Source organism: Thermoactinomyces sp. CICC 10735 (assembly GCF_016055175.1).
GTDB classification, from domain to species: domain Bacteria; phylum Bacillota; class Bacilli; order Thermoactinomycetales; family Thermoactinomycetaceae; genus Thermoactinomyces; species Thermoactinomyces vulgaris.
Window position 1 is genome coordinate 551,669 of record NZ_JAECVT010000002.1, and the last position, 11,628, is coordinate 563,296.

An 11,628-nucleotide genomic window follows, 5' to 3' on the forward strand; every position below is an offset into this window, starting at 1 on the left:
CGTTCGATGACTTTATTGTAGCGACTCCTTTTCCTTTTTCCCAGCTTCAATCCGTTCCGACTGCACCGCGGCCATCAGCTTTTCGGCCTGTTTTGTCACTTCCCGCAAATATTCGTCCGTCAATGCCCGTGACGGATCGACGAGGGACGATCCCACCCCGACGGCCACCGCACCGGCCCGGATGTAATCTTTGGCGTTCGTTTGGTCAATGCCGCCGGTCGGCATGAGCGGAATGTGGGGCAAAGGAGCCGAAATGCTTTTTAAATAGCCCGGTCCGGCAATCCCTGCCGGAAACACTTTCACCACATCCGCCCCCTGTTCAAACGCATGTAAAATTTCCGTTGGGGTGAATGCTCCCGGCACACTGATCACCCCGTACCGTTTCGCCATTTGAATGATCTTTTCATTCACCGTCGGCGAAACAATGAATCGGGCTCCCGCCAAGATGGCCAGACGTGCGGTTTCGGCATCGAGAACGGTTCCGGCCCCGACCAGCATTGCATCGCCAAACACCTCGCATGCTTTTTCAAGCACGGACAGCGCTTGCGGGGTTTCCATCGTGATTTCAAGCGCGGTCACGCCTCCGTCCAGCAACGCTTGGCCGATTTTTACCGCCGATTCCACAGAAGCCCCGCGGACAACGGCAACCACCGATCTTTTTTTGATTTCTTCCGCTCCCATGACAACTCCCCCTTTATCCTTCTTCCGACGCATAAACAACATCCGGGCGGCGGCCGGAAAGCTTGTCCTTTCGGGCTGCACGGACCGCCCAAAGTGTGAGGGCCGCGGCCAAAAGCAAAGATCCCGCCATGAAGATATAGGAAGCACCAAATCCTCCCGTCACACCGTTTAAATACCCGACCACATAAGCGCCGACAAACGACCCCAAGGCTCCCATGCTGTTGATCAGTGCCATCGCTCCCCCCGCCACATTTCTGGGGAGAATTTCCGGAATAATTGCAAAGAACGGTCCGTACGGGGCATACATCGCGCCGCCGGCAATCACCAGCAGGATGAAAGAAAGCAAGAAGTGGTCGGTTCCCAAGGCATATGAAAGGTAAAAAGCGACGGCGCCAACCAGTAAAAACGGCCACACAAACGCACTGCGATTTAACATTTTGTCAGAGAAGTATGAAGCCAGAAGCATCATGGCCGTGGCCAGGATGTAAGGGACAGACGACAACCAACCGGTCTCCACCAGCCCCATGTCCGGCGCGGCTTTGATGATTGACGGCAGCCACATTACAAATCCATACACGCCGATACTCCACAAAGCATATTGGATGCTGAGCAAAATCACCGGCTTGGATCGAAACGCCTCCCGGTAATTTTTAACCGGTTTTAAATCCTCCTGTTCCTTTTGTAACCGTTGATTCAATTCCCCTTTTTGTTGTCCGGTCAGCCAACGGGCCTCCCCGGGTTTATCTTCCACAACGCACCACCACACAAAGGCCCATAAAACGGCGGGAATCCCTTCCAAAACAAACATCCAACGCCAGCCGAACGCTTCCAACAGATAGCCGGAAACAATGGACATCCACAGCACCGTGACCGGATTTCCCAAGATCAAAAATGTATTGGCGCGGGAACGCTCTTCTTTGGTGAACCAGTGGCTCAAGAAGACAAGCATCGCCGGCATTACAGCGCTTTCAACCACTCCCAAAGCAAACCGGATGACAAATAATAAAGAAAGATTGCTGACCAGTCCGGTCAAGGAAGCCAACAAGCCCCATAAAATCAACGACCAGAAAATCAACCTTTTGGCACTTTTCTTTTCCGCATAATGCGCGCCGGGAATTTGGAAAAAGAAATACCCCAGAAAGAACAGGGCACCGAGCAAGGAGGAAGTGCCTTCCGTAATGTTCAGATCTTCCGCCAAACCGCCGGCGGCCCCAAATCCATAATTGGCACGGTCCAGATAAGCAAGACTGTAAGTGATAAAAACAACGGGAATCAAACGCATCCATCTTTGATCGGCCCAAGTTTTCATGTGATCACTCCTTGCGGGGCTCCCCATTTTTTTCAAGATAATCATCCAGCTCCGTCTTGGTTGGATAACCGTCATGGTCTCCGGGAGATTGCACCGCCAGAGCCCCCATCGCATTGGCCCGGATCACGGCCTCCCGGATCGCGAATCCTTCCAGGAGTCCGCTGATCAATCCGGCGGCAAACCCGTCGCCGGCCCCAACGGTATCCACCACTTTACGGACCTTAAAGCCGGAAACCGTCCCTTCTTCCGATGCCGTTTTGTAATAGGCTCCCTCTTCCCCCAGCTTGACGACAACAAGCTTTACTCCTTTTTCCAAGTAAAAATCGGCAATCTCCCCCGGTTTGTCCGAACCGGTCAGAACCGCTCCCTCCCGGATGCCGGGCAGCACCCAGTCGCATTGAAAAGCGGATTGATTGACTTGCCGGATCATCTCATGAACGGACGGCCAAAGGGAAGGTCGCAAATTTGGGTCAAAAGAAACCGTTTTTCCGTTTTCCTTCATAAACGCCAAAGCCTGACGGGCAAAAGACCGAAATGACCCGGACACCGCCAGGGGGATCCCCGTCATGTGCAGGTGGCGCGCTTTGAGAAAATACGCTTTGTCAAAGTCGCCGGGCACCCAACGGCTTGCCGCCGATCCCTTTCGGAAATATTGAACTTCCGGATCCCCTTCTTTCACTTTCGACTTCAACTGGAAACCGGTCGGATGCTTGTCATCCATCCGGACTCTGCTGATGTCAACGCTTTCATTTTTGAGCCGCTTCATGATAAACTTGCCAAACGCATCCTTCCCCACTTTACTCACCCAACCGGTCCGGACATTCAGCCGGGCCAGGCCGATGGCCACATTGGCTTCGGCACCGGCAAGCCCAAGCGTGAACCGGCCGGCTTCATGCAATAGCCCCGGACGATCCGCCATAAACATGGCCATGGCTTCCCCAAATGTCACAACATCCAACTTCTGCATGTCACCACCCCGCCTGTTCGGTTGTTACCCGCCTTTTTCAACAGAAGCCAAAGACAACGCTTTCAAAATCATAGATAAACCGATTTAGTAAAACGGTTTATCTCAGTATAAAACCCATCCCCAAAGAGATCAATACAAAATTTCAAAAATACCACATTTTTTCTTGTGTATTCTGCATTGATCCTGTGTATTGTATGGATTTTTTATCGATTTTATATATTTTTCATTCCATTTTTTATTGTTATAATTAACTAAATTGTTGTTTTTTATTTTTCGCCGTGTGAAAAGAAACCGGAAAACATCCAGCCCGCCTTCTGTGTCTTCTACAGATCCGGACAAGATTCTGCGCATTCCCGCAGCTGCCCGGAGGGTTCACCGGATGCAATGATCGGAGTCTCAAACGGAAGGAACAGGAGGAGAACAGATGGCCGTTTTGTCCTTGATATTTTTGCAAATCATTCTGCCACTGTTGATTCTGCTGGCCGTTGGTGCGATTTTGCATAAAGTCTTTGCTTTGCATTTAAAATCCTTTTCCAAACTGTTAACGTATTGCCTCTTGCCGGCCAACACCTTCGTCAATATTTATCAAAGCCGCATGCCGCTGGCGATTTTCGGGCAAATCATCTTGTTTTTGCTGTTGTTTTCCACTTTCTCCATCTCCTTTACCGAAATCATCAGCCGGGTCACGAAGATGGACCGGAAAACGGCGGCCACCTATAAGAACAGTGTGGTTTTGATGAATTCGGCCAACTATGGGATTCCGGTCAGCCAGATGGTTTTCCATGCCAATCCGCTGGGAGTTTCCATTCAATTGTTTGTGATGATTTTTCAAAACCTGCTCACCTTCACCTACGGGATTTTCAACTTAGTGAGCGCCAAAAGCGGAGTGCAATCCGTGATCAAAGAGCTGTTAAAACTCCCCATGCTGTATGCGCTCCTGCTCGGTCTTATCTGTTCCGGTTTTCAGATCGAAATTCCCTCCATCCTGTGGGGGCCGGTCGGGAACATGGCCAACGCGTTTCTGGCAGTCGCTTTGATCACGCTCGGCGCACAAATCGCCACCATCCGGCCCGGCAAACTCCATCCGATTTTGTACCTGAGCACTTTTTCCCGGTTGGTGATCGGGCCCGGTGCCGCACTCGGCATCATCTTCCTGCTGGGGTTGGACGGCACGGTCGCACAATCCTTGTTTATCGCCAGTTCCTTCCCCACTTCACGAAACAGCTCCATTTTGGCTTTGGAATACAACAACCATCCCGATCTGGCTGCACAGGCCGTCATGATCAGCACCCTGTTCAGCACGGTGACGGTCACGCTGGTGGTTTATCTCGCCGGAATCCTTTTTCCGGTCACCACTTGACAGGAGGGGCAAATGATGCTTGCACTCACGGGTTACCTGATGGTCTTTTTGTTTATGTACCTGATCATGTCGAAAAAGATGCCCACACTCATTGCACTGATGATCATCCCGGTCCTTTTTGCCGTATTCACCGGACATGCTTCCGAAATGGGCCATATGGCTTTGGAGGGAATCAAAGATTTGGCACCGACCGGGATCATGCTTTTGTTTGCGATTCTTTATTTTGGCATCATGATTGATGCCGGCTTGTTTGACCCCATCGTAACCAGAATCTTAAAGGCGGTGAAAGGAGATCCGGCAAAGATCGTCATGGGGACGGCCGTCCTTGCACTGGTCGTTTCCCTGGACGGGGACGGCACCACCAGTTACATGATCACCGTTTCCGCCTTTCTTCCGCTGTACCGGCGTTTAAACATGAATCCGCTGATCCTGCCGGGGATCACCGTAATGTCGGTCAGTTTGACCAATATGGTGCCATGGGGAGGACCCACCGCCCGTGCGGCCGCCGCATTGGGCGTGGATGCCGGCGATGTGTTCGTCCCTTTGATTCCTTCCATGATCGGCGGGGCCGTTTGGATCCTCTTCACCGCATTTTGGTTGGGGCGCCGGGAAAGAAAGCGGCTGGGAGTGATCCCCCTGGATGAAAAGGGCATCAAAAACCTGCAAAAAGAATCCTCCCCTGAAGGGGACACTTCCTTGAAACGCCCGAAACTGCTGTGGGCCAATGCCATCTTGACCGTTCTTTTGCTCATCGGCCTGATCAAAGGCATTATGCCGCTGCCGGTGTTGTTTATGCTCGCCTTTTCCCTTGCCGTCATGATCAACTATCCCGATCCCGAACAGCAAAAAGAACGGCTCGCATCCCATGCCGGAAACGCCCTTGCCGTTGTCTCCCTGGTCTTTGCCGCCGGCATTTTCACGGGGATCCTCTCGGGCACCAAAATGGTGGACGCCATGGCTTCCAGCCTGATCTCCATCATTCCGGACTCTTGGGGACCGGCTTTTCATCTCATCATTGCGGTGACCAGCATTCCGTTCACCTTTTTCATGTCCAACGATGCTTACTATTTCGGCGTGGTTCCCATTTTGGCTGAAGCCGCCGCTTCCTACGGTTATTCTGCCGTCGAGATCGCCCGGGCATCATTGCTGGGGCAACCGGTTCACTTGTTAAGCCCGCTCGTGCCCGCCACTTACCTTTTGGTGGGGATGTCAAAAGTCGACTTTGGGGAATTTCAGCGCTTTACAATCCTTTGGGCCATCGGCACGGCAATGGCTACGATCATCACCGCCTTGGCCACCAAAGTCATCTTTTGAACCGGGGACCGGGACGGCCGGCTCTACAGACGGATCTGGTATTTTTTCAGCTTTTTGTAGAGTGTCACCCGGGATATCCTTAATTTTCTGGCAGCTTGGGATTTGTTGCCGGCCGTCTCCTTTAATGCCTGTTCAATCAACTGTTTCTCCATGTGATCTTTTTCACCGGACAAGCTGCGGGGGTTTTCCGCACCACGCTCCGAAAAAGACGGGGCATCCGGATGTTGAAAAAAGCTGACCAAATCTTCTTTTTGGATCACCGGTTTTTCCGACAGGATCACGACCCGTTCCATCAGATTGCGCAGTTCCCGCACATTTCCCGGCCATGGATGCTGAAGCAAAACCGGCATGGCATCCGGCTGGATTTCGGGAACCGGCACTTGATACCGGCTGGCAAATTGCTCCAAAAAATATTGCGCCAACAGGGGGATATCCTCCACCCGCTCTCTTAAGGGAGGCATGGTCAGCTGAATGACGTTTAACCGGTAATACAAATCGGAACGGAATTTTTTTTCTTCCATCAGCTTGTTAAGATCCTGATTGGTCGCGGCGATAAACCGGACATCCACTTTTCTCCCCTTGGAATCCCCGATGCGGTAAAGGACTTGCTCTTGCAACACCCGGAGCAACTTCACCTGCATCTCCAACGGAAGCTCTCCCACTTCATCCAAAAACAGGGTGCCGCCGTGGGCCATTTCAATTTTTCCGGGTTTTCCTTTTTTCTGTGCCCCGGTGAAGGAACCGCCTTCATACCCGAACAATTCACTTTCAAACAAAGCGTGTGGAATCGCCCCGCAATTCACGGGGATAAACGGCCCTTTTCTCCGTGCGCTGGCTTCGTGGATGGCCCGGGCGCAAATTTCTTTCCCGGTTCCGCTTTCCCCCAGAATCAATGTGGTTGCGTCCGCTTTGGCACTTTTATTGGCAATTGCGATCGTTTTTCGGAGGGCTTTGCTTTTTCCGATCAATTTGGAAAAGGGAAGGATCTCCTGATCCGTGTGAACGCGTTGCCTCAATTCCTGCAGCTCCCGGGATGTCGTGATCAGGTTTTCATTCAATTTCACCAACTGGGTGATGTCCCGTTCGACCGACACCGCTCCAATCAATTCCCTGTTCCCGTCAAAAATGGGGCTGGTATTGATGACAACATGTTTGTCATGGCGAGGGCGATGATATTTATTTTTCACTTTTTTCTTTGTTTTCAGGACCTTCAAAACCATTAAATCGTCATGGAAAAAGAAATCCGTGATTTTTTTGCCCAGGATCTCCTCTTTTTTAATGTTGTAAGTCTCTTCCGCCGCTTCATTCCAAAAAATCACATTCATCTTTTTATCCACAATCGTAATCGCATCATCTTCCGTCGACAACACCGCCTGCAAATAAAAGTGATGAGGATTCGTCACTTTCCCCGCCCCTTTCGGCTCAATGTGGATGAATCCGACTGTAAACAGGTGTTAACCCTGTTTACAATATTGTTAATAATATTTTACACATTAACAAGATTATCAGCAAATGAAATCGCTTCCAGACAAATGAAAACAACATGATTAAACCGGTTTCATTTTGTTGGCACATTCCTTGCATAGAAAAAGGGCAAAGCATTTTTTCTTGAGTCATTGATTCATTTTTAAAATCATTGATCTTTTAAAGGAGGTTTTCTCATGGTTGTCCCTTACAAACATGAACCTTTTACCGATTTCAAGGATCCGGCTAATCGCGAGGCATTTGAAAAAGCTTTGCAAAAAGTCCGCAGTGAACTCGGAAAAGAATATCCGCTGGTCATCAACGGCGAACGGATTTACACCGAAGATAAATTGGTTTCCGTCAACCCCGCCAACAAAGATCAAGTGATCGGAAAGGTTTCAAAAGCAACCAAAAAACACATTGACCAGGCATTTGAAGCAGCGAACGAAGCCTTTAAAACGTGGCGGAAAATGTCCCCGGAAGCCCGCGCCAACGTGCTCTTTAAGGCCGCTGCCATCACCCGTCGCAGAAAGCATGAAATTTCCGCATGGCTCGTCTACGATGCCGGAAAACCCTGGGATCAAGCCGATGCGGATACGGCCGAAGGCATTGACTTTTTGGAATACTACGGAAGACAAATGCTGGAAATTGCCAAAGGGGAAAAAGTAAACAGCCGTCCCATTGAACAAAACACCTTGTTTTACCAGCCGATGGGACCGGGCGTCACGATTCCGCCGTGGAACTTCGCCTTTGCCATTGTATGCGGAACGACCGTCGCCCCCATCGTTGCCGGAAACCCGGTTCTGATGAAACCGTCGGAAAACACCCCCGTCGTCGCTTACAAAGTCGTGGAAATTTTGGAAGAAGCCGGTCTCCCCAAAGGCGTGCTCAACTTTGTCCCGGGAGATCCCGCGGAAATCGGGGACTATCTGGTTGACCATAAAGACACACACTTCATCAACTTTACCGGTTCCAGAGCCACCGGTGTCCGCATCTATGAACGCGCTGCCAAGGTGCAGGAAGGTCAGACCCACCTGAAACGGGTGATTGCGGAAATGGGAGGCAAGGACACGATCATCGTGGACAAAGATGCAGACTTGGAATTGGCTGCAGATGCCATCGTCTATTCTGCCTTCGGATTCTCCGGACAAAAATGTTCCGCCTGCTCCCGGGTCGTGGTTCATGAGGATGTTTACGACGAAGTGATCGAAAAAACGGTTCAGCGCACCAAAGCGTTGACAGTGGGAAATCCGGCGGAAGAAGATGTGTACATGGGTGCCGTGATCAATCAAAAACAATTTGACAAAATCAAAAGCTACATTGAAATCGGCAAAACCGAAGGAACCCTTGTCTACGGCGGACAAACGGATGATTCCAAAGGATATTTCGTCCACCCGACAATCTTCAAAGATGTGGATCCCAAAGCCCGCATCATGCAGGAAGAAATTTTCGGCCCGGTGGTTGCGTTCACCAAAGCCCGTGATTTTGATGAAATGCTGGAAATCGCAAACAACACGGAATACGGTTTGACCGGAGCCGTGATTTCGAATAACCGGGAACATCTGGAACGGGCAAGATATGAATTCCATGTCGGAAACCTTTACTTTAACAGAGGATGCACCGCGGCCATTGTCGGTTATCAGCCTTTCGGCGGATTCAAAATGTCCGGTACCGATTCCAAAGCAGGAGGCCCTGACCACCTGAAATTATTCATGGAAGCAAAAACGGTTTCCGAAACGTATTGATCGCAGATCGGAAACAGATGAAAGGGATGGGGGCTGTGCAGAAATTGTTGCGTAATTTTTTCATCCGTTTATCTACCAATAAATTTTTAAACCAAAGCGCCCGGAAATGGGGATTTCGCTTGGGGGCCGAACGGTTTGTGGCCGGCACGGACATTGAAAGCGTCACACGCACCATCAAAAAGATGAATCAACAAGGCATCAGCTGTACGGTAGATAACCTGGGGGAATTTGTCTTTCACAAAGAAGAATCCATCCAAGCCAAAAACCAAATCATCGCGATGCTCAATAAAATCAATGAAGAAAATCTGGATTGCCATGTCTCGGTCAAATTGACCCAGTTGGGGCTGGACATCGATCAGGACTTTTGCATTGGAAACATGAAAGAGATCCTGGACATCGCCGCCCGATACGACATTTTCATCAACATTGACATGGAAGACTACATTCACTTCCAACCGACCATCGACGTTTTAAAAACATTGCTGAAAGACTATAACAATGTGGGAACCGTGATCCAAAGCTATTTGCGATGCGCGGAAGAAGTGACGGATGAACTCCGGGATGTCCGCCTCCGGATCGTCAAAGGAGCGTATAAAGAAAGTCCGGATGTCGCCTTTCAATCCAAAGAGGATATTGACCGGAACTTTTTGAAACTGGCCAAGAAAAGACTGACCGGACCGGCTTTCACTTCCATTGCCACGCATGATCACCGGATCATCGGCGAACTGAAAAAGTTCGTCGCCGAAAACGGGATCCCGACGGACCGGTTTGAGTTTCAAATGCTCTATGGATTCCGGCAAGAGATGCAATATGATTTGGCCAAAGAGGGATACCGGATGACCACTTACATGCCCTTTGGCCATGACTGGTTCGGCTATTACATGCGCCGGTTGGCCGAACGCCCGCAAAATCTGAATCTGATCTTCAAAGACGTTTTCAACCGGAAATCCTCCTGAGCCGAAAAGGCGGCGTCACCAGCAGATGGGTGACACCGCCTTCTTCTTTGCCATCCGTTCAGGTTTGCCGGTATGCCACTTGCCCGTTGACAATGGTCATTCGCGTCTTCGTCTTTCCCCACTCCCCGGGATCTGTGGCAAACAAATCCCGGTCATAAACCGTCATATCTGCATAATAACCAACCTGCAGGCGTCCCCGCTCTTTTTCCTCCCCGGCTGCATAAGCACTACCTTTAGAAAATAAGGCTAAAGCTTCGGTCAAGCTCAGTTTCTGCCGGGGGAAATAGCCCGGATGATCTTCTTCCGGTGACCGCCGGGTGACCGCCGCATGAAGTCCCCACACGGGATGAAGCGGCTCGATCGGCGCATCGCTTCCGCCTGCCAGGTGAACACCGGATTGAAGCAATGTTTTCCAGGCATAAGCACACGCCATCAAATCTTCTTCGACGCGGTCCAACACCCAGGGAAAATCGCTGGCCACAAACCGGGGCTGGATGTCCACAGCCACCGGCATGGTTTTCAGTTTCGAAATGAGATCCGGCCGCAAAAATTGTCCGTGAATGAGCCGATGGCGAAGCGTGTGGCCTGTTTTGCCGGGAACCACCGGACAGGACTGCATGGCCTTCAACACATATTCGGCGGCTTGATCGCCAATGGCGTGAGCTGCCACCGGCATCCGTTGTTCCGCTGCCGTTTGCGTCAACCGGATCAATTCTCCCGGTTCGTGAATCAAAAGCCCGTAATGATCCGGTTCATCCCGGTACGGTCTGGAAAGAAGTGCCGTCTTTCCTCCCAACGATCCGTCCGCAAAAATTTTCATCGCCCCGATCCGGAACCACTCGTCCCCATCCCCGGCATTCCACGAACTTTCTTTCAGCTCTTCCAAATAAGGATGATAAATTAATTGATGAGTCCGCAACCACACGCCTTCTTCCCTAAGCTCCCGGTATATCCGGATCAACTCGGACAAACTTTCGACATAACGCAGATCTTCGGTATGGACGGCGGTCAACCCGCAAGCCAACGCCTCTTGCATCGCCAGGCGGATGGTTTCCTTTTTTTCCGTGTAATCCGGTTTCGGTTGGACATCATAAAAAAACCGGGTGGCATTTTCATAAACCCGTCCGTTCAACCGTCCCTTTTCATCCCGTCCCCATTTTCCCTGCTCCGGATCTTTTTCCCCTTCCCGGATTCCGGCCATTTGGTAAGCCAGGCGGTTGACCAGACCGGCATGATGGCAGATGCGGATCAGAAAAAGGGGATGATCCCCGCTTGCTTCATCCAGCTCTTCCAATGTCGGGATTTCGCCTTGCATTTGATTTTCATCCCATCCCATTCCCAAGATCCATTGCCGCGGTTTTAACGACCCGGCCCGGGTACGGATGGCTTGCAACAGTTCTTCTTTGGAACGGCAGAAACTCACATCCATCCACCGCCTTTTTTGCCCGACCCCCGACAAATGCACATGGCTGTCGGCCAGTCCCGGATAAATGTAGCCGCCTTCCAGATCCACCTTCTTCACATCCGGACGCCCGTACTCCAGAAGAATGGAATCATTTTCGCCGATGGCCGCAATCCGCCCGTCCCGCACCACCACGGCTTCCACAGAGGAAGCGCCGGTAGCCGGACGAATGTGTCCATGGTGAAAAATCACCGTCCCTTTCATCTTTCTTCTCCCCCGTTTCATGAATGGAACATGCTTACTCCCATCATAGCGTCTGAATATTCGGTCGTAAAGAACCGGGACACGCGCTGGAAATATTTTGAGGTATAAAAAGAATGCATGTTCGCATATAATGAGAACAAACCCGATCGTTTGTTCGCGTTTTGAG

The 11,628-nt window shown here is 50.9% G+C and carries 9 protein-coding genes; 4 read left to right on the plus strand and 5 right to left on the minus strand.

Annotated elements, in window-relative coordinates:
• Window positions 1–12: 12 nt before the first annotated feature.
• Genes I8U23_RS06065 through I8U23_RS06075 form a run of 3 tightly spaced genes read right to left on the minus strand, consistent with a single transcriptional unit; the run spans window position 13 to window position 2,957 of the window.
• Window positions 13–681: a bifunctional 4-hydroxy-2-oxoglutarate aldolase/2-dehydro-3-deoxy-phosphogluconate aldolase gene (locus tag I8U23_RS06065; protein ID WP_049720498.1), complete on the minus strand. Its 669-nt coding sequence runs from the start codon at window positions 679–681 to the stop codon at window positions 13–15.
• Window positions 682–694: 13 nt separating this feature from the next.
• Window positions 695–1,990: an MFS transporter gene (locus tag I8U23_RS06070; protein ID WP_049720499.1), complete on the minus strand. Its 1,296-nt coding sequence runs from the start codon at window positions 1,988–1,990 to the stop codon at window positions 695–697.
• 4 nt (window positions 1,991–1,994) lie between these two features.
• Window positions 1,995–2,957 (minus strand): sugar kinase, encoded by a 963-nt coding sequence (locus I8U23_RS06075; protein ID WP_198050829.1) that lies wholly within the window; start codon window positions 2,955–2,957, stop codon window positions 1,995–1,997.
• A 424-nt stretch (window positions 2,958–3,381) separates the two neighbouring features.
• Here I8U23_RS06075 and I8U23_RS06080 point away from each other — a divergent pair, with 424 nt between their 5' ends.
• A complete protein-coding gene (locus I8U23_RS06080; RefSeq protein WP_198050830.1) occupies window positions 3,382–4,317 on the plus strand; it encodes an AEC family transporter in 936 nt (311 codons plus the stop codon).
• A 15-nt stretch (window positions 4,318–4,332) separates the two neighbouring features.
• The gene (locus tag I8U23_RS06085) at window positions 4,333–5,631 is read left to right on the plus strand and encodes a CitMHS family transporter (RefSeq protein WP_037995854.1); all 1,299 of its coding nucleotides are present in this window, start codon (window positions 4,333–4,335) and stop codon (window positions 5,629–5,631) included.
• 23 nt (window positions 5,632–5,654) lie between these two features.
• On the opposite strand, the gene I8U23_RS06090 is transcribed toward I8U23_RS06085, so the two are convergent.
• On the minus strand, window positions 5,655–7,034 hold the full coding sequence (locus I8U23_RS06090; RefSeq protein WP_049720503.1) for a sigma-54 interaction domain-containing protein: 1,380 nt from the start codon (window positions 7,032–7,034) through the stop codon (window positions 5,655–5,657).
• A 258-nt stretch (window positions 7,035–7,292) separates the two neighbouring features.
• On the opposite strand from I8U23_RS06090, the gene pruA reads away from it, so the two are divergent.
• Complete coding sequence (gene pruA / locus I8U23_RS06095; protein ID WP_049720504.1) at window positions 7,293–8,840, plus strand: L-glutamate gamma-semialdehyde dehydrogenase; 1,548 nt, start codon at window positions 7,293–7,295, stop codon at window positions 8,838–8,840.
• Between the two features lie 35 nt (window positions 8,841–8,875).
• A complete protein-coding gene (locus tag I8U23_RS06100; RefSeq protein ID WP_121874244.1) occupies window positions 8,876–9,796 on the plus strand; it encodes a proline dehydrogenase family protein in 921 nt (306 codons plus the stop codon).
• Between the two features lie 58 nt (window positions 9,797–9,854).
• Here the strand turns inward: I8U23_RS06100 and I8U23_RS06105 are convergent, their stop codons facing one another.
• Window positions 9,855–11,462: an amidohydrolase gene (locus I8U23_RS06105; protein WP_037995858.1), complete on the minus strand. Its 1,608-nt coding sequence runs from the start codon at window positions 11,460–11,462 to the stop codon at window positions 9,855–9,857.
• Window positions 11,463–11,628 lie beyond the last annotated feature (166 nt).

Excerpts from the sequence above, each read along its gene's own strand:
- I8U23_RS06065 (WP_049720498.1), bottom strand. The coding sequence starts at position 681 with ATGGGAGCGGAAGAAATCAAAAAAAGATCGGTGGTTGCCGTTGTCCGC.
- I8U23_RS06080 (WP_198050830.1), top strand. The coding sequence starts at position 3,382 with ATGGCCGTTTTGTCCTTGATATTTTTGCAAATCATTCTGCCACTGTTG.
- I8U23_RS06105 (WP_037995858.1), bottom strand. The coding sequence starts at position 11,462 with ATGAAAGGGACGGTGATTTTTCACCATGGACACATTCGTCCGGCTACC.
- pruA (WP_049720504.1), top strand. The coding sequence starts at position 7,293 with ATGGTTGTCCCTTACAAACATGAACCTTTTACCGATTTCAAGGATCCG.
- I8U23_RS06070 (WP_049720499.1), bottom strand. The coding sequence starts at position 1,990 with ATGAAAACTTGGGCCGATCAAAGATGGATGCGTTTGATTCCCGTTGTT.
- I8U23_RS06085 (WP_037995854.1), top strand. The coding sequence starts at position 4,333 with ATGCTTGCACTCACGGGTTACCTGATGGTCTTTTTGTTTATGTACCTG.
- I8U23_RS06075 (WP_198050829.1), bottom strand. The coding sequence starts at position 2,957 with ATGCAGAAGTTGGATGTTGTGACATTTGGGGAAGCCATGGCCATGTTT.